This is a genomic window from Novosphingobium mississippiense (genome assembly GCF_044029535.1).
In the GTDB taxonomy this organism is placed as follows: Bacteria; Pseudomonadota; Alphaproteobacteria; order Sphingomonadales; family Sphingomonadaceae; genus Novosphingobium.
The window spans coordinates 2,501-25,999 of record NZ_CP147001.1; the positions used below are offsets into that span (position 1 = coordinate 2,501).

Below are 23,499 nucleotides of genomic sequence, written 5' to 3' on the forward strand. Positions count from 1 at the left end.
GCACCTGTAAACAGTGCGGCCTCTATGCAGGGCTGTCATTGATGGTGTGGATTCTCAAGCGTGAGGTAAGAGCATTTGGTGGATGCCTTGGCATGTACAGGCGAAGAAGGACGTGGCACGCTGCGATAAGCGTCGGGGAGTTGTGAGCAAACTTTGATCCGACGATTTCCGAATGGGGAAACCCACCTTCACCATTTCTCTCGATAATCGAGCGATCGATGATTGAGTGAGGTGGATAAGGTATCACCTTAGTGAATATATAGCTTTGGTGAAGCGAACCCGGGGAACTGAAACATCTAAGTACCCGGAGGAAAAGACATCAACCGAGATTCCGTTAGTAGTGGCGAGCGAACGCGGACCAGGCCAGTGCCTCATCTTCAGTTAGCAGAACACTTTGGAAAGAGTGGCCATAGCGGGTGACAGCCCCGTATGCGAAAACGATGGATGAGGACTCGAGTAGGGCGGGACACGTGAAATCCTGTCTGAACATGGGGGGACCACCCTCCAAGCCTAAATACTCGTACATGACCGATAGCGAACACAGTACCGTGAGGGAAAGGTGAAAAGCACCCCGATGAGGGGAGTGAAACAGTACCTGAAACCGAATGCTTACAAGCAGTAGGAGCCTCTTTAGGGGGTGACTGCGTACCTCTTGCATAATGGGTCAGTGACTTAATGTACCATGCGAGCTTAAGCCGTTAGGTGTAGGCGCAGCGAAAGCGAGTCTGAATAGGGCGACAGAGTATGGTGTATTAGACCCGAAACCCGGCGATCTAGGCATGACCAGGTTGAAGGTGCGGTAACACGCACTGGAGGACCGAACCGGTGAATGTTGAAAAATTCTCGGATGAGTTGTGTTTAGGGGTGAAAGGCCAATCAAGCCGGGAAATAGCTGGTTCTCCGCGAAATCTATTGAGGTAGAGCGTCGGATATTTGCCGTTGGGGGTAGAGCACTGGATGGTTGCGGGGGTCGCGAGATCTACCAATACTAACCAAACTCCGAATACCAACGAGTCTAGTCCGGCAGACAGACGGCGGGTGCTAAGGTCCGTCGTCAAAAGGGAAACAGCCCTAACCTACAGCTAAGGTCCCCAAGTCATCACTAAGTGGGAAAGCATGTGGGAATCCCAAAACAACCAGGAGGTTGGCTTAGAAGCAGCCATCCTTTAAAGAAAGCGTAACAGCTCACTGGTCTAAATAAGGGTTCCTGCGGCGAAAATGTAACGGGGCTAAAGTGATGCACCGAAGCTTAGGGTTCAGATCTTTGATCTGAGCGGTAGCGGAGCGTTCCGTAAGCGAGTGAAGCGGGAGGGTAACCGACCGTGGACGTATCGGAAGTGCGAATGCTGACATGAGTAGCGATAAAGAGGGTGAGATGCCCTCTCGCCGAAAGACCAAGGGTTCCTGCTTAAAGCTAATCTGAGCAGGGTGAGCCGGCCCCTAAGACGAGCCCGAAGGGGGTAGTCGATGGGAACCACGTTAATATTCGTGGGCCTGGTGGTGTGTGACGGATCTCGTGTATTGTACAACCTTATTGGATTGGTTGTGCTTTGAAGAGGTTCCAGGAAATAGCCCCACCGTATAGACCGTACCCGAAACCGACACAGGTGGTCAGGTAGAGTATACCAAGGCGCTTGAGAGAAGTATCCTGAAGGAACTCGGCAAATTGCCTCCGTACCTTCGGAAGAAGGAGGCCCCGTCTATGCGCAAGCACTGGCGGGGGGCACAGGCCAGGGGGTAGCGACTGTTTAGCAAAAACACAGGACTCTGCTAAGTCGGCTTCAAGACGACGTATAGGGTCTGACGCCTGCCCGGTGCCGGAAGGTTAAGAGGAGGAGTGCAAGCTCCGAATTGAAGCCCCGGTAAACGGCGGCCGTAACTATAACGGTCCTAAGGTAGCGAAATTCCTTGTCGGGTAAGTTCCGACCTGCACGAATGGCGTAACGACTTCCCCACTGTCTCCAGGATATGCTCAGCGAAATTGAATTCTCCGTGAAGATGCGGAGTACCCGCGGTTAGACGGAAAGACCCCGTGCACCTTTACTGCAGCTTCAGAGTGGCATTAGGATAGAATTGTGTAGCATAGGTGGGAGGCTTTGAAGCACCGGCGCCAGCTGGTGTGGAGCCATAGGTGAAATACCACCCTGTTATGTTCTGATGTCTAACCTCGCACCGTTATCCGGTGCAGGGACCCTCTGTGGCGGGTAGTTTGACTGGGGCGGTCGCCTCCTAAAGAGTAACGGAGGCGCGCGATGGTAGGCTCAGGCCGGTTGGAAACCGGCTGCAAGAGTGCAATGGCATAAGCCTGCCTGACTGCGAGATTGACGAATCGAGCAGAGACGAAAGTCGGTCATAGTGATCCGGTGGTCCCTCGTGGAAGGGCCATCGCTCAACGGATAAAAGGTACGCCGGGGATAACAGGCTGATGATTCCCAAGAGCTCATATCGACGGAATCGTTTGGCACCTCGATGTCGGCTCATCACATCCTGGGGCTGGAGCAGGTCCCAAGGGTTTGGCTGTTCGCCAATTAAAGTGGTACGTGAGCTGGGTTCAGAACGTCGCGAGACAGTTTGGTCCCTATCTGCCGTGGGCGTCGATACTTGAGAGGAGTTGACCCTAGTACGAGAGGACCGGGTTGAACATGCCTCTGGTGTACCTGTCGTTCCGCCAGGAGCGCAGCAGGGTAGCTATGCATGGACGGGATAACCGCTGAAAGCATCTAAGCGGGAAGCCTCCCTCAAGATTAGGTATCTTCGAGTCGTGATAGACCATCACGTTGATAGGCCGGGTGTGGAAGTGCGGTAACGCATGGAGCTAACCGGTCCTAATAACTCTGTTCATGCTTGATGAATCCCACCATCAATGACAGCCCTGCCCAAAAGCAGCGCTCGTCAAAGATGATCGGACGATCATCCAGCCAGATATTCAGCTCTAACTTAGAGCAGCACGGGTACCATCGATTAAAAAACAGCACGCCGTCTCCATTGCTTGGTGACCATAGCGTCAGTGACCCACCCGATCCCATCTCGAACTCGGCCGTGAAACCTGTCAGCGCCAATGGTACTGTGGCTCAAGCCCCGGAAGAGTAGGACGTCGCCAGGCATTGTAGCCGGCGTGCTTAAAACCCATCACAATGACAAAGGGCTAACGCCCTCAAGCAGGGCCCCAAAAGGGCCCTGTTCGCGTTCCATAAGAGCGCAACACAACGGTGACGCGGGGTGGAGCAGCCCGGTAGCTCGTCAGGCTCATAACCTGAAGGTCGTAGGTTCAAATCCTACCCCCGCAACCAATCCAACACACTCCCCCAAAACCCATTCCAACAGTCGGCCTCACGCGGGCAGCATTCGCATATACCACGTGCCTGTCGAAATTATGTCGTATACCATCGACAACTCCTTCCAGATGGGCATCATCGGGCCCAGCGGATCGTCCTGATCCGACGACCTTTCCACGTCTGGCCGGCCTCAGAGCCAAGGAGTACCGATGATCTCCCCCATTCTTCGTTTCTCGCGCAAATCGTTCGGCCTGCTTGCGATCGGTGGCCTGTGTTCGGCTTCGGCCATCGCCATTGCGGCCGCTCCCGCCGCAGCGCCCAGCTTTGACATCGCGCGCGTCTCCAACGACATCAAGACGCTCTCCAGCGATGATTTCGAAGGCCGTGGCCCTGCCACCCGCGCCGAAGTGAAGACCATCGACTACATCGCCGCCCAGATGAAGGCGGCCGGCCTCAAGCCGGCGGGCGACAAGGGCACCTGGTTCCAGAACGTGCCGTTGCTCCAGTCCGACATCGTCGGCACGCCGTCGCTCTCGATGAGCATCGGCGGCACCGCCACGTCGCTGTCGCAGGGCGAGCAGATCGCGGTGCGCGCTGCCGAGAACGGGCAGTCGACGGTCAACTTCAAGGACCTGCCACTGGTCTTCGTCGGCTACGGCGTGAAGGCGCCGGAACGTGGTTGGGACGATTTCAAGGGCGTCGACCTCAAGGGCAAGATCATGGTCGTGCTCATCAACGATCCCGATTTCGAGGGCGGTGAGGGTGACTTCGGCGGCAAGCTGATGACCTACTATGGCCGTTGGACCTACAAGTACGAGGAAGCCGCGCGTCAGGGCGCGGCGGGCGTTTTGGTCGTCCATGAGAGCGAGCCGGCCTCCTATGGCTGGGCAACGGTCAAGAACTCCAACACTAACACTATGTTCGATATCGTGCGCGCCGATCCGAAGTCGGCACATACGCAGATGGAAGGCTGGATCCAGAAGGATCTGGCCGCGCAACTGCTGAAGGCATCGGGCGTCGATTTCGAGGCGGCCAAGGCCGCTGCGCGCAAGAAGGACTTCCAGCCGATCGCGCTGAAGGCGACGATGAGCGCCGACTATGCGGTGAAGTCGCAGGTCATCACCTCGCACAACGTGGCCGGCATCGTGCCGGGTTCGAAGTATCCGAACGAGACGGTGATCTACTCCGCGCACTGGGATCACCTGGGTGTCGGCGCGCCCGATGCCAAGGGCGATCGCATCTACAACGGCGCGCGGGACAATGCCTCTGGCACCGCGGCGCTGCTCGAACTGGCGCGCGCCTTTGCCAAGGGCCCCAAGCCGGAGCGTACGGTGCTGTTCCTGGCGGTGACGGCGGAAGAGAAGGGCCTGCTCGGCTCCGAATACTACGCCGACAATCCCCTGCGTCCGCTGGCGACGACGGCCGGCGTGATCAACATGGACGGTCCGCTCTCGATCTCCAAGACCACCAACTTCAGCATTTCCGGCGCGGCCAAGCTGGACCTGCTGACCGTGCTGACCGAGGAAGGCCAGAAGCTGGGCCGCCACTACACGCCCGATGCACGTCCGGAAGCGGGCAGTTTCTACCGTTCGGACCACTTCTCGATGGCCAAGCGCGGCGTTCCGGCGATCTCGTTCAGCCCGGGTCGCGAACTGGTCGACGGCGGTGATGCGCGCGGCAAGGAACTGTCCGATGCCTATACCCGCGACAAGTATCACCAGCCCGCGGACGAGTACGATCCGAACTGGGATACCAGCGGGTGGGCCAGCGACCTGACGCTGCTCTACAACACCGGCGCGCGCCTGGCGGACAGCCACGTCTGGCCGAACTGGTCGCAGGACAGCGAATTCCGCGCGACGCGCGACGCCACCGGGGCGCAGCGCAAGCCCTGATCGATCGCTGAAGATTCAATCCTTTCACGCCCCGGTGCCGCAAGGTGCCGGGGCGTTTTCCGTATCGGGCAAGCCGGTTCGCGTACTCGGACCATACACGATGCAGCATGCCTTGTTCCTTGCGGCACATCTGCTTGCCGAGCCGGCAAGACTTGCCTCAAACGGATTGATCGCGCCTTCGTGATTGCCCGACATTCCCTTGAAACGCACGCGGCTGCGCAAAGCGACCGCGAAAGACGAGATGTTCAGGGGAGGATCGGATCATGCTCAGCAGGAAAGCGGCATTGTGCCTTGCCGGCGCGCTTATCTTCGCACCGGAAGTAGTTCTGGCGCAGGAAGCCCCCGTTCCGGCGCCGGAGGACGCTGGGCAACCGAAGGCTGGCGAGATCATCGTCACCGCCCGCAAGCGGCAGGAATCGATCCTGCGCGTTCCGGTCGTGGAAAGCGTGCTGAGCGGGGAGACGTTGCAGCAACAGCAGATCACCTCGATCCAGGGCATGACGAGCCGCATTCCCGGCCTGATTCTGGGCAATTCGGTGCTGGCGGTGGGCTCGCAGATTTCGCTGCGCGGGGTGGGTACCAGCGCGCTCGATGCCGGGATCGACCAGTCGGTCTCGCTCAATATCGACGGGCAGCAGTTCAGCCAGGGCCTCTCGTTCCGTAGCGGGTTGTTCGATCTGGCGCAGGCGGAAGTGCTGAAGGGCCCGCAGGCGCTGTTCTTCGGAAAGAACAGCCCCGGCGGCGTGATCGCGTTGACCACCGCCGATCCGGGCCGGACTTTCGAACTGATCGCCCGCACCAGCTATGAATTCGAAGCGCGGGAGATGCGCGGGGAACTGATCCTCTCCGGCCCGGTATCCGATACGCTGGGACTGCGCCTGGCCGGCACCTGGTCCGATTCCGATGGTTGGTTTCGCAACAAGGCCGTGGCCTATCCCGGTACCGGCGCGGTCGATCCGCGCCAGCCGCGCACCGGCGGCAACGAGAACTACATCATTCGCGGCACCGCCGTGTGGGAGCCTGATCCCAGCTTCAAGGCCCGGCTGAAACTGAACTTCGCCAAGGACCACAGCGACAATCCGAACACGACGCAGAGCGTGTCCTGCCCCGACGGGATCGCCCCGGTGGTGAGCCCCACCAGCATCGGCTATCCGTTTCTGGTCAGCTGCAAGCAGAGCCGCGACGTCTACTTCGTCTCGATGGACCCGGCCGCCTTCACCGGCCTGCGCCGCGATGGCACGCCGGGGCTGCGCAACAATGGCGAACCCTTCACCAATATCGTCCAGAACTTCGGCGTGCTGGACATGACGTGGCGCCCGGCCACCGACCTCAGCCTCACCTCGACGACGACGTATTATCACAACGTCACCGATGCCGCGATTAACGGCACCGGCACCAGCGCGGCGGGGCCGACGCTGTTCGCGGACAACCATTTCAGGCGCAGGGACGTGACCGAGGAAATGCGCCTGGAATCCGACTGGCGCGACAGCCCGGTCAATTTCCTGCTGGGCGGCTATTACCAGAACGCCCGGGTCAACAACGATATCTTCGTCGGCGGCAATACCAGCGAACTGCTCTACGTGGGTGCCTATGGCATCTTCATCCCGATCCCGGCGGTACTCTCGGCCGGGACCCACGACATGCGGATCGAATCGACGTCCTTGTTCGGGCAGGTGCGCTGGAACCCGGTGAAGACGCTGGAACTGGCGCTGGGCGCGCGCTGGACCAGCGAGCAGCGCAAGGATGAGGCGGTTTCGCGCAATGCCCTGGGCGAATATGTCGATATCGACCTGCCGACGCCCAAGATTTCGTCCAAGAACCTGTCTCCCGAACTGACGGTGACGTGGACGCCCAGCGATGATTTCACGATGTTCGGTGCGCTGAAGCAGGGCTACAAGTCCGGCTCCTATTCGATCACCACCCCGGCGGTGGCGGGCGTCGACAACTCCTTTGGCGACGAGCGCGTGCGCGGCGGCGAAGTGGGGGTGAAGGCGCGCACGGCCGACCGTTCGCTCACCGCCAACGCGGCATTCTACTATTACCGCTACAAGGGATTGCAGGTGGGCACCAATGTGCCGGCGCTGAACGGCATTCCGGTGGTGCGGACGATGAATGCGGGATCGTCCAAGGTCTATGGCGTCGATTTCGATACGACATGGCACCCGCCGCAAGTGGAAGACCTGTCGCTGACGGCCGCAGTCAATTGGAACAAGGCTCGCTTCATCAGTCTGGACGGCGTGCCCTGCTATGGCGGGCAGACTTATGCGGGCGGCTGCAACCAGCTGCTCGATCCTTCGACCGGCCTCTACACCGGGCAGAGCGCATCGGGCGAGCCGCTGGAGCGCGCGCCCGAATGGCAGTTTTCGGCAGGGGCCGATTACGAACTGCCAGTCAGTTCCACGGCGCGCTTCGCGCTGGGCAGTTCGGTGCAGTATTCGTCCAGCTATCACGCCACGATCGGCCCGCGCGAGGATTACGTCCAGGGATCCTATGCCAAGCTCAACGCCTATCTGACGTTGAAGGGGGCGGACGATCGCTGGGAAGTCTCGCTGATTGCCAACAACCTCACCAACGTGATCCGCGCCGGATATTGCACCAATGGCAATTTCCAGAACGGCCAGATCCTGGGTGGGCAGGTGACTGGCAGCCCCACCAATGCGGCGGGGCCGGCGGGGATCGACGAGGTATCCTGCGTGCTCGATCCGGGGCGGCAGGTGTTCCTGAAGTTGACGCTGCGGCCGTTCGGATAAGCGGGGATCGCGCAGTTTTCTTGACTCTCATAGCTCCGCCGCTTATCGGGCGGAGTTTACCGATCCAGCGAATTTTTTCACGGAGTGCCCATGGCGCGCGTTACTGTCGAAGACTGTGTCGACAAGATCCCCAACCGGTTCGATCTCGTCCTGCTCGCCGCGCAGCGTGCGCGCGAGATTTCGGGCGGGGCCGAACTCACGCTTGAGCGTGACCGCGACAAGAATCCGGTCGTCGCCCTGCGCGAAATCGCCGAGCAGAACGTCAAGCCCACCGAGCTGAAGGAATCGCTCGTCACCTCGATGCAGCGCGTGCTGCCCGATGACGACGATGCGATGGACGAAGTCGGCTCGCTCAGCCAGTCGGCAGAGGCTCTGCGCATCACCGCTTCGGCACCGACGCGCAACACCTCGATCGGTGGCGACTACGACGGTTGATGCCTTCCTTGCGATCGCTCCGTAATGGCCCTGATGGCTTGACTACGGAGGGATCGCAGGCAACCATCCGTGGGTGGTTGCAGGAAAGCACAAATTGCCCCGCATAGCCGGGAGCGGCGGGTCGGCCCTGAAAAGGGTACGGCCCGTTGTCGCGTCTGGAAAAGGCGACGTGGGGGAGAGCGCTGGCGAGAGTGCAGCGGCACCGGATGCGGCTTCGCGCAGCGCCACGATCGCCATCTACAGCGTCAAGGGCGGGGTGGGGAAAACCACTTTTGCAGCCAATCTTGCCTGGTGCTCGGCGCAATCGACCGGCCGACGCACCCTGCTCTGGGATCTGGATGCGGCGGGCGGATCGGGCTTCCTCTACGGGCTGGAGCCGCAGGGATCGCGGCTTGCCGAGGAAGTGTTCACCAAGGACCGCCCGGCCACCAAGCTGATCCAGAAGACCGGCGATCCGCTGGTGGACGTGCTGCCGGCAGACGAAAGCATTCGTGCGCTGGATGCCCAACTGATCCGCATCGGCAAGCGCAAGCGGCTTGCCAAGCTGGCGGAAGAGCTTTCGGAGGACTATCCGCGCATCGTCCTCGATTGCCCGCCAGTGCTGAACGAGCTTTCCGCGCAAGTTGCCCGCGCGGCGGACCTGATCATCGTGCCACTGCCGCCGTCGCCGCTTTCGGCGCGTGCGCTGGAACTGGTGGTCCGGGAGATTGCCGGGACCACCAAGCGTCACCCGCCGATCCTGCCGGTGCTTTCGATGCTGGACATGCGCCGCACCCTGCATCGCCAAGTGCGCGAGGCTCAGCCGGACTGGCCGGCAGTGCCCTATGCCAGCGTGGTCGAACAATGCGCGGTGCAGCATCGCCCCGTCGGCGCGATCGCCCCCGGCAGCCCTGCGGCGCAGGCTTTTGCGATGTTGTGGCGCGCGATCGAGGCGAAGCTGGCCGAGAAGCGCCGTTGAGGTTTTTCGGCGGGCGACGGGCGCGGTTTCGTCCTTCGGAACCCGGTTTTCCTGCCGTGCACAATGGCTGTTCACCCGCCGCGTGACAGGGTAAGTTCCCCCGCCCGGTTTCGTTCGGGCGACAGGGGGCAATGGTGAGCGAACTAACGGAAAGTCTGGCGGAAATCGGGCAAGGCGCGATGGTGGCACGTGCGGCCGAGCCCTATGCGGGCGAGGCCGAGGATGGTCACACGCATGAAAGCGCCTGCCTGAACTGCGGCACCGGGTTGATCGGATCGCACTGCCATTCCTGCGGACAGGCGGCGCATGTGCACCGCACGCTGGGCGCTTTCTTCCATGACCTGATGCACGGGGTCTTCCATTTCGAGGGCAAGATCTGGCGCACGCTGCCGATGCTGGTGCGCCGCCCCGGCACGCTGACCCGCGAATATATCGACGGCAAGCGCGCCAGCTTCGTCTCGCCGATCGCGCTGTTCCTGTTCTGCGTCTTCCTGATGTTCGCGGTGTTCCATGCGACGCACGACGAAAGCGTGAAGGGCGCCCGGGCGGTGACCGACCCGAAGGAACTGGCCGCGGCCATTGCCGGCAACGACAAACTGATTGCCGACCTGAAGGCGCGGCGCCAGCAACTGGCGGCGGCGGGCAAGGATACCGACCGGATCGACAAGCAGATCGAAAACAAGGAAACCGCACAGGAAGCGCTGCGCGATACGCATGACGCCATTGCCGAAAACACCAGCGACGAGCAGTTGAGCGATTTCAAGCCGCTGCAGAAGGCCGTAGCGAAGTTCCGCGACGATCCGGATTTCGCGGCCTACAAGATGCAGAACTATGCGTACAAGTATAGCTGGACGCTCATTCCGATCTCGGTTCCGTTCCTTTGGCTGCTGTTTCCGTTCAGCCGTCGCTTCCACCTCTACGATCATACCGTGTTCGTCACGTATTCGCTGTGCTTCATGACGCTGCTGGCGGTGGTGGCGATGCTGCTGGGCGCGGTGGGCGCCGCCTCGCTGGAGGCTCTGCTGTTCTTCGTGCCACCGTTCCACATGTATGCGCAGCTCAAGGGCACCTACGGCCTTGCCCGCCGCGGGGCACTGTGGCGGACCGGACTGTTGCTGTTCTTCGCCTCTACCGCGCTGCTGCTGTTCTTCGTGGCACTCACGGCGCAGACAGGCAGCTGAGCAAGGCGGCTGGGCGTCGATTTATGGGGTGATGGGCGGAACGAGGTGCCGCTCAACGCCTCATTACAAGTCCGCCTGACGACCAACGGCCGATGTCCAACGGCCGATGTCCAATGGCCGATGTCCAATGGTCCCACACACCCAATGCTCAACGCCCATCCGACAATACCCGTCATCCCCGCGAAGGCGGGGATCCCGCTTTTCTTCTCAAGCGCGCAGAGGCGTGGAGAGGTCGGCGGGACGGCTCTGCGCCTTCGGGTCTCGAAAGCGGGACTCACGCCTCCGCGGGTGTTGATTTGATTTCGTCGCTGCAGTGCTCGCGATTACGCCGCCGTCGATAGCGCCAGAGCGGCTACGACACAGTTTCCGGTTTATGGCGACCCACTGCCGCCCATATCGCGAATAACTGCCGGCAGTTCCTTGCAAAGGCTAACAAAAAAGGGCGAGGACACCGCCGTCCTCGCCCTTTCCTGCATTCTTCCCCGAGGGGGAAGCCTTGTTCCGTCGAGGCCTTGTTTCGCGTCAGGCGCCCTGCGGCGTCGCGCTGCCGGAGAAGCGGCGGCCGGCCTTGGGGATCGACGATCCCGTCATCGGACGCGGCGTGCCGTTGCCGCGCGGCTCGCTCGGCCGGTCGACCTTGCCGTCGTTCAGCAACTGGTCGATCTCCTCGCCCGAAAGCGTCTCGTATTCGAGCAGGGCCTGGGCCAGCGCTTCCAGCTGTTCGGCATTGTCCCGCAGCAGCTGGGTCGCGCGCGCGTGGGCATCGTCCACTAGACCGCGGATCTCGCTGTCGATCAGCTTGTTGGTTTCGTCCGAGGCCATCAGGCGGTGCGAACCGCCCATGCCCAGGTAGCCTTCCTGCTGCTCTTCGTACTGCAGCGGGCCCAGCTTGTCCGACATGCCCCACTTGGTGACCATGTTGCGTGCAAGGCCGGTGGCATACTGGATATCCGACGAAGCGCCGGAGGAGACCTTGTCGTGGCCGAAGATCAGCTCTTCCGCCACGCGGCCGCCCATGGCGACCGAGAGGTTCGCCAGCATCTTGTCGCGGTGGTACGAGTAGCTGTCCCGTTCCGGCAGACGCATCACCATGCCCAGCGCGCGACCGCGCGGGATGATGGTGGCCTTGTGGATCGGGTCCGATGCCTTTTCGTGCAGCGAGACGATGGCGTGACCGGCCTCGTGATAGGCGGTCATCTTCTTCTCGTCCTCGGTCATGACCATGGAGCGGCGTTCCGCGCCCATCATGACCTTGTCCTTGGCGTCCTCGAACTCCTGCATGGCGACCAGGCGCTTGTTGCGGCGCGCGGCCAGCAGGGCGGCTTCGTTGACGAGGTTGGCAAGGTCCGCGCCCGAGAAGCCCGGGGTGCCACGCGCGATCACGCGCGGATTGACGTCGGGCGCCAGCGGCACCTTCTTCATGTGCACGGCCAGGATCTTCTCGCGACCCTCGATATCGGGCACCGGCACCACGACCTGGCGGTCGAAGCGGCCCGGGCGCAGCAGCGCGGGGTCCAGCACGTCGGGGCGGTTGGTGGCCGCGATGATGATGATGCCTTCGTTGGCCTCGAACCCGTCCATCTCGACCAGAAGCTGGTTCAGCGTCTGCTCGCGCTCGTCGTTCGAATTGCCGAGGCCGTGGCCGCGATGGCGGCCGACCGCGTCGATTTCGTCGATGAAGACGATGCAGGGCGCGTTCTTCTTGGCCTGTTCGAACATGTCGCGCACGCGGCTTGCGCCGACGCCCACGAACATCTCGACGAAGTCCGAGCCGGAGATGGTGAAGAACGGCACGCCCGCTTCACCGGCGATGGCGCGGGCGAGCAGGGTCTTGCCGGTACCGGGCGAGCCGACCAGCAGCGCGCCCTTGGGGATCTGGCCGCCCAGCTTGGAGAAGCGGGTGGGATCGCGCAGGAACTCGACGATTTCCTCCAGTTCCTCACGCGCTTCGTCGATGCCGGCAACGTCGTCGAAAGTGACGCGTCCCGAACGTTCGGTCAGCAGCTTGGCCTTGGACTTGCCGAAGCCCATCGCGCCCGAACCGCCACCCTTCTGGACCTGGCGCAGCGCGAAGAACGCGATGCCGACGATCAGCAGGAAGGGCAGGGTCTGCGCCAGGATATAGACCAGCACCGAACCCTCTTCAGGGTTCTGGCCGGCATAGCGCACGTCATGATCCTGCAGAAGCTGGGTCAGCGTGGTGTCGTTGGGCACCGGCACGGTGGTGAACGAATCGCCGTTCTTCAGCTTGCCATCGATTCGATCCTTGCCGATCTCGACCGTCTGTACGCTGCCTTCGGCAACTTTCGCGCGGAAGTCGGAATAGGCGATGTTCGGTCCGCTTTCGGCGCGGGTGTTGAACATCGACACAACCAGAAGGAGGGCGACAAAGATGCCACCCCATACGAGCAGGCTCTTGACCCAGGGATTGCCGCTAGGCTGGTCGTCGTTCATCGTCTGTTGAAACCGTCCTTTCGCCCGTCAATGTAGGGACGGGCGGTTGAATCGCAAGCGTGCGGAATGCGGACACTGTAATCGAAAGCGCCGCTCGCCGCGAGCCTTTCGCACAATCTTCGTTCAAGACGGGGCAGCGGTGCGGCAGGGCGGCAGAGTCAGCGTCATTCTGGCCCCTTGCGCAAGGGGTTGCGGACTTTCCGGCATGACCGGTCCCAGCGCATATTCGGCGCCGATCTGGCGGGCCAGTGCGCGCGAGATGCTGAGGCCCACCGAATCGCCCCGGTCCGGCCGGAAGCCCAGCGGCAGCCCGGCCCCGTCATCCTCTACGCTGAGGGCGATGCGCTCCCCCGTGCGCTGCAGGCCGACGCGGATGGTTCCCCGCGCGCGCTGGCCCAGCCCGTGCTGCAGCGCGTTGGCAATCGCCTCGTTCAGGATCATCGCTACGGGGACGGAGGCCTCGGGGTGAAGGATCAGCTTCGGTTCGGCAACGATGACCATGGCGATGCCTTCCCGCCCGCTCGATTCCATGACCTGGCTGGTCAGTTCCGCGATGAAGGTATCGAACGGCACCAGCGCGCCATCGCTGCGGTAGAGGCGGCGCTGGATGCGGCCGATCACATGCAGTCGCTCGGCCGCGTTGGTGATCGCGCGGCGGGCGATCGGCTCTTCCAGCCCCCGCAATTGCAGCGACAGTACCGCCGCGATCATCTGCAGGTTGTTGCCGACGCGGTGCTGCAGTTCCTGGAACAGCACGTCGGAACGGTCTGCCAGCTGTCCGCGCTCTTCCGCCAGCAGACGCACTTTCTCGCGCGCGGCGCGCAGGCGGACGTTGGCGCGCTGCATCAGGTGGACCAGGGCGATGTCGATGGTGACCACGCCGGCGTAGAAGGCCATGGCCACCAGGGTATGGTTGTCGAACGCGAAGGCGAAACGCGGCGGGATGATGAAGAACCACGCGCAGAGCCCGCAGATCAGGCCGGCCAAGATTCCCGATCGCACCCCGAACAGGAACGAGGACAGGGTGACGGCGGGAAAGAAGCTGACGAAGGGATAGCCCGGCGGAAAGGCGCCCTCCAGTTCCCAGCGTAATCCCAGCGCGGCAAGGCACAGGCACAGCGTGATGCCAAAGCCGATCAGCGGACGTTCCGGGATCATCGGCAGACGTTCGATGAAACGGGTGGACAGGGGGGGCAATCGCATCACGTCTTGCTTGTCACTCGCTTGCAAGCTGCGGAGAGATCGCGTCCGGCAGGCGCGTCCGGGCCGGGCGTCTCGAAAGCAGAGACGCGCGATCCGAGGCGCAAGTTCCCGTGTGTGTTATCTTACCAGCTGATAGTCTCCGGCTGTATCGATCTGGGCCACCCAGCCCGGATAGACGACGATGGTGGTGAACGTCTCCTCGATGATGGCCGGCGCGGGCACTTCCATGCCGGGGGCCAGGTCGGCGCCGCGATAGACCGGCACTTCGGCAAAGCCCTGGCCCAGATTGGCGCGCCGGTGGCGGTTGGGCTGCGGGCTTGCGCCGCTGGGCACGAACGCACCGCCGGCTGCAGGAGAGGGCGTTTCGACATGCGCGGCAAGGCGGACGCCGGACACTTCGGGCACCTCATGCTCGCGGATATGGCCGTATTCCGCCATGTGGCGGGCATTGAACAGTTCGATGGCGCGCGCGGCGAAGGCGTCGTCGATGAAGCCCAGGTCGCCCAAGGGGGTATCGGCGGCGAAATCGAACGAGAGCGAGAAGTTCTGCCCGGGATAGCGCATGTTCAGGCGATAGTCGGCGCGGATGTCCTCCGCACGGAACTGCGCGGCGGTGAAGAAGCGCGCGGCGCGCTCCGACAGGTCGGTCCAGAGCATGCGGATGCGTTCGACATCCAGCGCCGCGGCGGAGGCGATGTAGGAGCGTTCCTCGTCGATGGTCGGGTTCGCCACCAGCGTGCCCAGCGCCGAGAAGGTCGGCGATGCCTTGGGCACCAGCACGCGGGTGATGCCAAGGTCTTCGGCCTGGATCGCCGCGAAGGCGGGGCCGTTGCCGCCATAGGCCAGCATCACCAGATCCTTGGGATCGATGCCCTTGCCCGCGGTGGTGCGGCGCACGCCCTGGCTCATATGGGCATTGACCACGCGCCAGCAGTCGAAAGCGGCGCGTTCCGGATCATCGTGGCCGAGTTCCTGGGCGATCTTGCGGAACGCTTGCTCCACCCCGTCACGGGTGAGGCGGAAGCTGCCGCCGGCAAAGCCTTCCTCGGTGGAGAGAATGCCCAGCATGACAAGCGCGTCGGTCACGGCCGGCTCGGTGCCGCCGCGTCCGTAGCAGATCGGGCCGGGTTCCGACCCCGCCGAGCGCGGGCCGACTTCCAATGCGCCGTTGTTGACGTGGCAGATCGAGCCGCCGCCCGCGCCCAAAGTCTCCACTTTAACCATCGGCACGCCGACAAGGTAGCGGTGGTGCATGTTCCACCCCGCCTCTGCCGGCGCTTCTCCGTTCAGCACCAGCGCCATGTCGTAGCTGGTGCCGCCCATGTCGACGCAGAGCAGGTCCGGGCAACCCTTCGCGCGGCCGGCATGGGCCGATCCGACCACGCCGCCTGCCGGGCCGGAGGCGAGCACGCGGATCGGCGCGCCGTCGATATAGTCCTTGGTCATCACCCCGCCGGACGCCTGCATGACCATCAGCTGGCCCGGGTACCCGCCTTCGCCCAGCCGCTGCACCAGCCGTTCGAGATAGCCGGTGACGCGCGGGCCGACATAGGCGTTGACCACCGTGGTCGACGTGCGGTCGTACTCCGGCGCGCGCGGCAAGACTTCGTGGCTGGCGGAGACGTAGGCGTTCTGGATTTCCTGCCGCACGATCTCCTTGGCGCGGCGTTCATGCTCCGGATTGACGAAGGAGAACAGGAACGAGATCGCCACCGCCTCCACGTTCTGCAGCCGCAACTTGCGGCAGGCTTCGCGCAGCGCGCCCTCGTCCAGTTCCTTGTGGACCGAGCCATCGTGCAGCACGCGTTCGGGCACGGTCAGGCGGCGGCGGCGCGGGGTGATCTGGGTGGGTGCTTCGAGGCGGACGTCCCAGATGTCCTCCTTGTAGCCGCGGCGGTACTCGATCTCGTCGCGGAAACCCTCGGTGGTGATCAGGCCGGTGAGGGCGCCGTTCATTTCGATCAGGGTGTTGTCGGCCACAGTGGTGCCGTGGACGATCGCCTCGCAGCGGCCGAGGAAATCGGGGAGCGGCAGGCCTTCCTTCTCGGCCAGCTTGCCGAGGCCCTCCATCACGCCCAGCGAACGGTCCTCCGGGGTGGAGAGGTTCTTGTGCAGCACCACCTCGTCCCCCTTCAGGAGCGCGAAGTCGGTGAAGGTGCCGCCGATGTCGATGCCTACTCGGTACGTCATTCAGGTGTCTCTCCCGGTCGGGGCATTTCCGCCGACCTTCCCCCGTCGCCCCCGCGAAGGCGGGGATCCCGCTTCTTTTTTTCTTCGTCGCGCCCCGTCTCAGGAAGAAGCGGGGCCCCCGCCTTCGCGGGGGCGACGGATCATGGATTGTCCGGATGCTATTCCGCCGCCTCGGCCATGCTCGCCATCTCGGCCCGCAGCGCTTCGGTCGCGGCGTGATCCACCGCCAGCGAATAGTCGTCGAGGCTGCCGGTCAGCACCACGCCGTACTTGGCCCGCGCCGCCTCGACACTGACGTATTCGTCGAGCACATCCTCCTTCACCGCCTCCGGATCGCGCTGGAGCGGGCGGCCGAAGCCGGCGCCGCCACCGTGCTGGTAGGCGATCACCGCGCCCTCTGGCAGCAAGTCCTGCGCGGTGTGGAGAATGGCGCGCTCGTTCTCCGAACCCACCTCGAACCGGTTGGTATAGGGGATCGCATCGTCGCCGCCGCGCAGGCCCCGCAGGGGGTGCTCGGCCGAGACCATCCACGCCATCGCCGACGTCGGCCGCAACACCTGCTTGACGTTGAGCGAGCCCGGACACCCGCGCCATTGCCCGGCGCCGCCGCCATCGGTGGTCATCTCGCGGCTGATATTGAGGATCGGGAAGCGGCTTTCCGCGTCCTCCGCTTCGGACAGGATCAGGCTGCCCAGTGCGGAAGGGCACGAACCCCAACCATCCAGCCCCTCTACCGCCGAAACGTCCATCGACCGGCAGTCTACGCCCTGATCCATCCACATCATGCCGTTCTCGTCGAAGCCGACGACCATGTTGGGCATGCCGATCTTGTAGAGCTGGGGCTGAGACCGTTCGGGCGCGACGTTGGAAAGCGCGATGCAGACCGCCTCGGTAATCTCGCAGGCCGGGTGGAAAGATCCCAGCGCGGCGGGCTTGTTCGGCGGTGGCTGGGCGATGCAGCCTTCGGGGATCAGGATATCGACGGCGTTGAAGAAGCCTTCGTTCTTCACGATCGTTGGGTCCATTGCCGCGACCACCTGGCACATCACGTAGCTGCGCGAGTTGGCGAACGTGTTCCACACGCCCACAAGGTTCTGCCGGTCGTCGGTGCCGGCCAGATCGACGGTCAGTTGGTTGCCGGCGATGGTGCAGGCGACGTGGACCTTGATATCCTTGGTTCCCGCCGTGTCGTGGTCGATCCAGACGGTCGCCTCATGGCGGCCATCGGGCCATTTCGCCACTTCCTCGCGCACGCGGCGTTCGGTGTGTTCGATCGAGTGGTTGACTGCGGCCTTGACCGTCTCACCGCCCCACTTGCCCAGCAGGTCGTCCAGCATCCGCACTGCGTGCTGCACGCCGCCGATCATCGCCGCGATATCGCCCGCGAACGTCGCGAAGCGGTTGTTGCGCACCACCGTGTCGAACACGTCGCGGCGCAGCTCGCCCCGGTGCACCAGCTTGAGGCAGGGATAGATCACGCCTTCAGTGAAGACATCGGTGGCGTCGAGCGAGAAACCGCCCGGATCCTTGCCGCCGGTGTCGCCCTGATGCGCCTGCAGGGTCTGGATGCAGATCAACTCGCCCTTGTCGTCGTAGACCGGGCCGTAGATGCAGTAATCCGGCAGATGCCCGCCGCCGTGATCGGGGTCGTTGCCCAGGAAGACGTCGCCCGGCCCCCAGTCGTAGCGGTCCTGGTTCATTAGGCCCCAGCGCGTTTCCATCTGGTTCACGAAGGTCAGGTGCGGGGTGCCCACTGCACCCATGGCAAGCCGGCCGTGGGCATCGACGATGGCGGCGTTGCGCTCGTTCGACTGGTTGATGATCGGGCTGGAGGCGGCGCGGCCAAGGTAGGTGGCGGCTTCGAAACAGACCGTCTCGAACGCGCCGCGAATGATGTCGGCAGTGACGGGGTCGATCGCGGCCGTGGTCGGCAGCGGTTCCCGCCGCGCGGCGAGCCTGCGGTTCAGCTCGTAGGACACGTCTTGCTCTCCCTTGTGGTTTGTCCGAGGTAGGAGGGGAGGGGGCCGGCTTCTCGACAGCGAGCGCATCGGCCCATGCAGATCACGAAACTGTCGCGCCGGGCTTGTCCGTGAGCGCAAAGGGAGCCGTACCGGGAATGAAGACAGCCGGCCGAATCCATCCGGTCTACGCGGAAATGGAGCGCACCGTGTTCGACCGCATGTCGGCACTGGCGCGCGAACATGGCGCGATCAATCTGGGGCAGGGTTTCCCCGATGGCCCGCCGCCGCCCGCGCTGATCGAAGCGGCGAGCCGGGCCTTGCACGAAAAGTCGAACCAGTACCCGCCGGGTGCGGGCCTGATCGAACTGCGCGAGGCGATCTGCGGATACTACGCCCGGCGGCAGGGACTGGAACTGGCGCCCGAGCAGGTGACGGTGACTTCCGGCGCCACCGAGGCACTGGCCGCCGCCATCTTCGCTTTCGTGAAGCCGGGGGACGAGGTGATCCTGTTCCAGCCCGCCTACGATGCCTATGCCCCGCTGGTGCGCCGGGCGGGAGGCATCGCGATTTCGATCCCGCTTTCACCGCCGCATTTCCGCTATCCGGCCGAGGCGCTGGATGCCGCCTTGCAGGAGCGGTCCACTTTGCTCGCCCGTTCCGGCCTGCCCGATCCGGCACCGGTGAAGCCGCGCGTGCTGATGCTGAACGATCCGCTCAATCCGGCCGGCACGGTCGCCAGTCACGCGGAACTGGCGATGATCGCCAAGGCCTGCGTGGAGCATGACCTGATCGCGATCTGCGATGAGGTGTGGGAGGATGTGCGCTTCGACGGCGTGCCGCACCGCTCGCTGATGAGTTTTCCCGGCATGGCCGAGCGCACGGTGAAGATCGGTTCGGCGGGGAAGATATTCGGCCTCACCGGCTGGAAGGTCGGCTGGATGATCGCGGCGGGCCATCTGGCGACGGCGATTTCCCGCGCGCATCAGTTCCTGACTTATGCGACCGCCGTGCCGCTGCAATGGGCCGTGGCCGAGGGACTTTCGCTGCCCGATGCGGTGCTGGACGAGCAGCGCAACGGCTGGGCCGAAGCGCGCGCCCGGTTGAAGGCGGGGCTGACGCAGGCGGGCTTCGTGGTGCTGCCCAACGCGGCGACGTGGTTTCTTACCGTCGATCTTGTCGCTTCCGGCATCGCGTTAAGCGACCGCGAGTTCAGCGAGCGGACGGTGATCGAGGCCGGAGTGGCGAGCGTGCCGGTAGCAGCGCTCTATCAGGGTGAGGAAGCGCCCGAGCACTTGGTGCGGTTCTGCTTCACCAAGCCGACCGAGGTGCTGGACGAGGCTGTCGCGCGGCTGGCGCGGTTTCGCGAGACGCTGACGGGTTGATTGCCCGCAGGCCTTCCGGTCTCACGCAAATACACCAGCCCAACCACGTCCGTCATCCCCGCGAAGGCGGGGATCCCGCTTAATCTTCGCGTGCGTGGCGAAAAGAAAGCGGGGCCCCCGCCTTCGCGGGGGCGACGATATGTTTTCGGTCGTGGTCGGGTATTTGACCTTGAACTAACGCGAGCCGCGCCGCTTCGGGCAATCAGTCGCTTTCGAACGCCGCGCGCATATCGTCGTCGGCCAGATCCGAGAACTTGGTGATCCGCGCTTCGAAGCGCATGCGGACCTTGCCGGTGGCACCGTGACGCTGCTTGGCGATGATGAGTTCCGAAAGGCCGGTCACTTCTTCCATCTTCGCGCGCCAGGATTCCCACTTGTCGCGCACGTCGGGCGTGTCGGTGTCGCTGGGGAACTTCGGCTCGGTGGCCTTCACGTAGTAGTCTTCGCGGAACACGAACCACACCATGTCCGCGTCCTGCTCGATCGAGCCCGATTCGCGAAGGTCGGACAGCATCGGGCGCTTGTCTTCGCGCGATTCCACCGCACGGGAGAGCTGCGAGAGCGCGATCACCGGAACGTGCAGTTCCTTGGCCAGCGTCTTCAAACCACGCGAAATTTCGGAAATTTCGTTCACGCGGTTGTCGGTGGCGCGGCCCGAGCCCTGCAGCAGCTGCAAGTAGTCGATGATGACCAGGCCGATGTTGTGGCGGCGCTTCAGGCGGCGCGCGCGGGTGCGCAGGCCGGCGATGGTGAGGCCGGGCGTATCGTCGATGAACAGCGGCAGTTCGGCCAGTCGCTGCGAAGCGAAGGACAGCTGCTGGAAGTCCTCACGGCTGATCTTGCCCATGCGCAGCGCTTCGGAACTGATGCCCGACTGTTCGGCCAGAATACGCGTAGCCAGCTGGTCGGCGCTCATTTCCAGGCTGAAGAACGCGGTGGCCGCGCCTACCGACTTCTCGACCGGAATGCCGTCCGCCAGATCGCGCTGGAGCCGGTCGGACGCGTTGAACGCGATGTTGGTGACGAGCGAGGTCTTGCCCATGCCGGGACGGCCGGCAAGGATGATCAAGTCGGAATCGTGCAGGCCACCGATCTTGTTGTTGACCGAGTTGAGGCCGGTGGTCTTGCCCGAGATGTGGCCGCCCGAATTGAACGCCTTCTCGATCGCGCCGATCGCGGTGCGGGTGGCGGCGGCGAAGCTCTTGGCCTCGTTCGCGGTCGATGCGCCTTCGGCAACCTTGTAGAGTGCGGCTTCGGCGCGTTCCACCTGCTCCATCGGCTCCACCGATTCGGAGGTGTCCATGGCTTCGGCCACGAGGTTGCGGCCCACCGAAATCAGTTCGCGCAGCAGGGCCAGGTCGTAGATCTGGTCCGCCAGTTCGCGCGGGGCCAGCAGGCCCTGACCGTCCGCGGTCAGGCGGGCGAGGTAGGATACGCCGCCCAGCGCCTTCAGCTGTTCGTCCGCCTCGAAATAGGGGCGCAGGGTAACCGGGGTGACCACGGCCTTGCGATCGAGCAGCTGCAGGATGCGCTCATAGATGCGGGCGTGGACGGGTTCGAAGAAGTGCGTGGGCGAGAGCTGGGTGGGAAGCTCCTCGATCACGCGGTTGTCGATGAGCACGGCGCCAAGGAACGCAGCCTCCGCCTCGACGTTCGAGGGCAGACTACGGGCTTCGGCCGCGGGCTCGCGGGTGATGACGGCTTCTTCTGACATGAGGGATTTGACAATGCCCCAAGAGGCCCTGCGCCAGCAAGCGCGCGCATGGGGCATTTCTATCCACAGCCTGTTGATGGTTGGTGGATAGAAATCTTTCCAACCTTTCCGCGGCGCCAGCCCACTCCCCCGCCCGACCTCCCCTACGGGGTAGAATCCGGGAGGTCGGGCAGTAGAGTGGGCTGGCGCCGTAAGCCTTCGACGGATGTCGAAGGCGTACCAAACAAAGACTCTTCTTATCGCACGGGGTTGCCCGCTTATGCCGCAACCGCGTAAAGGCCCTCTGATCATGGCCGATCCGCGAATCTCGCATATCGAACTCGACGAGGCGACCATCCTGTGGCGCAACGCCGATATCGAGCAGGAACGGCGCATCGCGATATTCGATCTTATTGAAGACAATGTCTTCAAGCCCATGCGCGCCTTTGATGCAGGGCACGCGGGCCCTTATCGCCTGCGCCTTTCGGTGCGTGACGGCCGGCTCTCGCTGGACATTGCGGCAGACGGCGGCGATCCTATCGAGACGATGGTGCTGGGGCTTGCCCGCTTCCGCCGTCCGGTCCGCGAATACTTCGCAATCTGCGAAAGCTACTACCAGGCGATTCGCAAGGCTTCGACTCAAGAGATCGAGACGATCGACATGGCTCGCCGCGCTATCCACAACAATGCGGCGGAACTTCTGCTCGAACGGCTCGATGGCAAGGTGGAAACCGACTTTCCGACGGCGCGCAGGCTTTTCACGCTGATCTGCGTCCTGCATATCCGGGGCTGAAGGGGGCTTCACGATGGCAAGGACTGCATCGGGCGCGGTTTCGCGCAGGCGTCTGCATTGGCGTTTGGGCGCCCAGCTATTGGGCGCGTTGCTGCTGATCGCGATGATCGCTGGCGCCTGGGGCTGGTGGACGATGCGCCACTGGCAGCCTTCGCGCACGACCTTTCCCGTGCAGGGCGTGGAAGTGGGGGCGGGCGACGGCGATTTCGACTGGAAGTCGCTGAAGGCCATCGGCGCCGATTTCGCCTATGTCGATGCCAGCGCCAGTGCTTTCGCCCGCGATCCACGCTTTGTCGGCAACTTCGCGTCGGCGCGCGCGGCTGGCGTGCAGGTGGGGGCGGTGCATCGTTATGACCCGTGCCAGCCGGCACAGGCGCAATCGGCCAATTTCGTCACCACGGTGCCGCGCGATTCGCGTCTGCTGCCACCCGCCATCGATCTCGACATGCTGGCCGACGACTGCGCGACGCCGGTGTCCGACGCCAAGGTCGAGAGCGAGTTGATGACCTTCATCAACCAGATCGAGACGCATACCGGCAAGGCCGTGATCCTGAAGATCAGCCCCGCGTTCCAGTCGCGCTATCGCATCGCCGCCAAGTTCGACCGCAAGCTGTGGCTGGTGGGCGATCGCCTGCTGCCGGACTATGCCGGCCGGCCGTGGACGATGTGGACGGCCAACCAGTCCGCCGCCAACGAGATTGCGCAAGGGGGCCTGCGCTGGGTAGTGGTGCAGCCATGACCACCCATTTCAGCACCGAACAGCGCGATGCGCTGCTGGCCACCGCGCGCCAGGCCGCCGGCCGCGCCTATGCCCCCTATTCGAAGTTCCACGTCGGCGCCGCGCTGCTGATGGCCGATGGCTCGGTCGTCACTGGCGCCAATGTCGAGAATGCCAGCTACGGCCTGTCGCTCTGTGCGGAGACGGTGGCAGTGGCCGCGATCCTGTCTTCGGGAGCGCATGGCCAGCTTGAGGCTGTCGCGGTGACCGGCGGGGCGCCGGGCGCGCCCGGCGAGGGCGACGTGGTCAGCCCCTGCGGCCGGTGTCGCCAGATCCTGAACGAGATCGCCCAGCTTGGCGGCACCGACCCGCTGGTCTGGTGCGATGGCAAGGACGGCGTGATCGAAATGCGCCTGTCCGAATTGCTGCCCCACGCCTTCGGTCCGGCCAACCTCCTGTAATTCCGGGATATCGCGACGCGACACCGGCGCCCGCCGCACAAAGTGGCGCGGCAAGGTGTCGTTTCGTCGGAATCTTATTGTCAACCAAATTAGTTGAGTTATGGTGCGCATAGTCGGGACGTAGACAGAGTCGACCGGCGGTTTCCCAACCCT

At 63.5% G+C, this 23,499-nt stretch carries 14 protein-coding genes, 1 tRNA gene and 2 rRNA genes; 12 read left to right on the forward strand and 5 right to left on the reverse strand.

Annotated features, from left to right (window positions below; all coding sequences use genetic code 11):
• The first annotated feature begins 55 nt into the window (after nucleotides 1-55).
• From WBP06_RS00020 to WBP06_RS00055, 8 genes are all read left to right on the forward strand, one after another.
• Nucleotides 56-2,849, forward strand: a 23S ribosomal RNA gene (locus WBP06_RS00020).
• 139 nt (nucleotides 2,850-2,988) lie between these two features.
• A 5S ribosomal RNA gene (rrf, locus tag WBP06_RS00025) occupies nucleotides 2,989-3,103 on the forward strand.
• Nucleotides 3,104-3,213: 110 nt separating this feature from the next.
• Nucleotides 3,214-3,290: transfer RNA gene (locus tag WBP06_RS00030), tRNA-Met, on the forward strand.
• Between the two features lie 194 nt (nucleotides 3,291-3,484).
• Complete coding sequence (locus tag WBP06_RS00035; RefSeq protein ID WP_395330586.1) at nucleotides 3,485-5,167, forward strand: M28 family metallopeptidase; 1,683 nt, start codon at nucleotides 3,485-3,487, stop codon at nucleotides 5,165-5,167.
• A gap of 263 nt (nucleotides 5,168-5,430) precedes the next feature.
• Nucleotides 5,431-7,917: a TonB-dependent receptor gene (locus WBP06_RS00040; RefSeq protein ID WP_395330588.1), complete on the forward strand. Its 2,487-nt coding sequence runs from the start codon at nucleotides 5,431-5,433 to the stop codon at nucleotides 7,915-7,917.
• Between the two features lie 90 nt (nucleotides 7,918-8,007).
• On the forward strand, nucleotides 8,008-8,352 hold the full coding sequence (rpoZ, locus tag WBP06_RS00045; protein WP_395330590.1) for a DNA-directed RNA polymerase subunit omega: 345 nt from the start codon (nucleotides 8,008-8,010) through the stop codon (nucleotides 8,350-8,352).
• Nucleotides 8,353-8,521: 169 nt separating this feature from the next.
• Complete coding sequence (locus WBP06_RS00050) at nucleotides 8,522-9,310, forward strand: ParA family protein (protein WP_395330592.1); 789 nt, start codon at nucleotides 8,522-8,524, stop codon at nucleotides 9,308-9,310.
• 131 nt (nucleotides 9,311-9,441) lie between these two features.
• Nucleotides 9,442-10,491 (forward strand): DUF3667 domain-containing protein, encoded by a 1,050-nt coding sequence (locus WBP06_RS00055; RefSeq protein ID WP_395330594.1) that lies wholly within the window; start codon nucleotides 9,442-9,444, stop codon nucleotides 10,489-10,491.
• Nucleotides 10,492-11,013: 522 nt separating this feature from the next.
• On the opposite strand, the gene ftsH is transcribed toward WBP06_RS00055, so the two are convergent.
• The 4 genes from ftsH to WBP06_RS00075 all read right to left on the reverse strand — a co-directional run bounded on the left by ftsH (nucleotide 11,014) and on the right by WBP06_RS00075 (nucleotide 18,317).
• Nucleotides 11,014-12,945, reverse strand: a complete 1,932-nt coding sequence (gene ftsH / locus WBP06_RS00060; protein ID WP_395330596.1) for an ATP-dependent zinc metalloprotease FtsH — start codon at nucleotides 12,943-12,945, stop codon at nucleotides 11,014-11,016.
• A gap of 123 nt (nucleotides 12,946-13,068) precedes the next feature.
• Nucleotides 13,069-14,148 (reverse strand): sensor histidine kinase, encoded by a 1,080-nt coding sequence (locus WBP06_RS00065; protein WP_395330598.1) that lies wholly within the window; start codon nucleotides 14,146-14,148, stop codon nucleotides 13,069-13,071.
• A 117-nt stretch (nucleotides 14,149-14,265) separates the two neighbouring features.
• Nucleotides 14,266-16,338: a hydantoinase/oxoprolinase family protein gene (locus WBP06_RS00070; RefSeq protein WP_395330600.1), complete on the reverse strand. Its 2,073-nt coding sequence runs from the start codon at nucleotides 16,336-16,338 to the stop codon at nucleotides 14,266-14,268.
• Nucleotides 16,339-16,496: 158 nt separating this feature from the next.
• A complete protein-coding gene (locus WBP06_RS00075) occupies nucleotides 16,497-18,317 on the reverse strand; it encodes a hydantoinase B/oxoprolinase family protein (RefSeq protein ID WP_395330602.1) in 1,821 nt (606 codons plus the stop codon).
• Nucleotides 18,318-18,454: 137 nt separating this feature from the next.
• On the opposite strand from WBP06_RS00075, the gene WBP06_RS00080 reads away from it, so the two are divergent.
• The gene (locus tag WBP06_RS00080) at nucleotides 18,455-19,681 is read left to right on the forward strand and encodes an aminotransferase (RefSeq protein ID WP_395330604.1); all 1,227 of its coding nucleotides are present in this window, start codon (nucleotides 18,455-18,457) and stop codon (nucleotides 19,679-19,681) included.
• Nucleotides 19,682-19,883: 202 nt separating this feature from the next.
• Here the strand turns inward: WBP06_RS00080 and WBP06_RS00085 are convergent, their stop codons facing one another.
• Nucleotides 19,884-21,395 (reverse strand): replicative DNA helicase, encoded by a 1,512-nt coding sequence (locus WBP06_RS00085; protein WP_395330606.1) that lies wholly within the window; start codon nucleotides 21,393-21,395, stop codon nucleotides 19,884-19,886.
• 289 nt (nucleotides 21,396-21,684) lie between these two features.
• On the opposite strand from WBP06_RS00085, the gene WBP06_RS00090 reads away from it, so the two are divergent.
• The 3 genes from WBP06_RS00090 to WBP06_RS00100 are packed head-to-tail and all read left to right on the forward strand — an operon-like array spanning nucleotide 21,685 to nucleotide 23,346.
• Nucleotides 21,685-22,167, forward strand: coding sequence for a UPF0262 family protein (locus WBP06_RS00090; protein WP_395330608.1), 483 nt, complete (start codon nucleotides 21,685-21,687; stop codon nucleotides 22,165-22,167).
• A gap of 13 nt (nucleotides 22,168-22,180) precedes the next feature.
• Nucleotides 22,181-22,906: a glycoside hydrolase family 25 protein gene (locus tag WBP06_RS00095; RefSeq protein WP_395330610.1), complete on the forward strand. Its 726-nt coding sequence runs from the start codon at nucleotides 22,181-22,183 to the stop codon at nucleotides 22,904-22,906.
• Nucleotides 22,903-23,346: a cytidine deaminase gene (locus WBP06_RS00100; RefSeq protein ID WP_395330612.1), complete on the forward strand. Its 444-nt coding sequence runs from the start codon at nucleotides 22,903-22,905 to the stop codon at nucleotides 23,344-23,346. The genes WBP06_RS00095 and WBP06_RS00100 overlap by 4 nt, the downstream gene beginning before the upstream one ends.
• Nucleotides 23,347-23,499: the final 153 nt, after the last annotated feature.

Coding starts and splice junctions, on each gene's coding strand:
- WBP06_RS00070 (WP_395330600.1), bottom strand. CDS start 16,338: ATGACGTACCGAGTAGGCATCGACATCGGCGGCACCTTCACCGACTTC.
- rpoZ (WP_395330590.1), top strand. CDS start 8,008: ATGGCGCGCGTTACTGTCGAAGACTGTGTCGACAAGATCCCCAACCGG.
- WBP06_RS00100 (WP_395330612.1), top strand. CDS start 22,903: ATGACCACCCATTTCAGCACCGAACAGCGCGATGCGCTGCTGGCCACC.
- WBP06_RS00090 (WP_395330608.1), top strand. CDS start 21,685: ATGGCCGATCCGCGAATCTCGCATATCGAACTCGACGAGGCGACCATC.
- WBP06_RS00095 (WP_395330610.1), top strand. CDS start 22,181: ATGGCAAGGACTGCATCGGGCGCGGTTTCGCGCAGGCGTCTGCATTGG.
- WBP06_RS00065 (WP_395330598.1), bottom strand. CDS start 14,148: ATGCGATTGCCCCCCCTGTCCACCCGTTTCATCGAACGTCTGCCGATG.
- WBP06_RS00055 (WP_395330594.1), top strand. CDS start 9,442: ATGGTGAGCGAACTAACGGAAAGTCTGGCGGAAATCGGGCAAGGCGCG.
- ftsH (WP_395330596.1), bottom strand. CDS start 12,945: ATGAACGACGACCAGCCTAGCGGCAATCCCTGGGTCAAGAGCCTGCTC.
- WBP06_RS00040 (WP_395330588.1), top strand. CDS start 5,431: ATGCTCAGCAGGAAAGCGGCATTGTGCCTTGCCGGCGCGCTTATCTTC.
- WBP06_RS00085 (WP_395330606.1), bottom strand. CDS start 21,395: ATGTCAGAAGAAGCCGTCATCACCCGCGAGCCCGCGGCCGAAGCCCGT.
- WBP06_RS00080 (WP_395330604.1), top strand. CDS start 18,455: ATGAAGACAGCCGGCCGAATCCATCCGGTCTACGCGGAAATGGAGCGC.
- WBP06_RS00035 (WP_395330586.1), top strand. CDS start 3,485: ATGATCTCCCCCATTCTTCGTTTCTCGCGCAAATCGTTCGGCCTGCTT.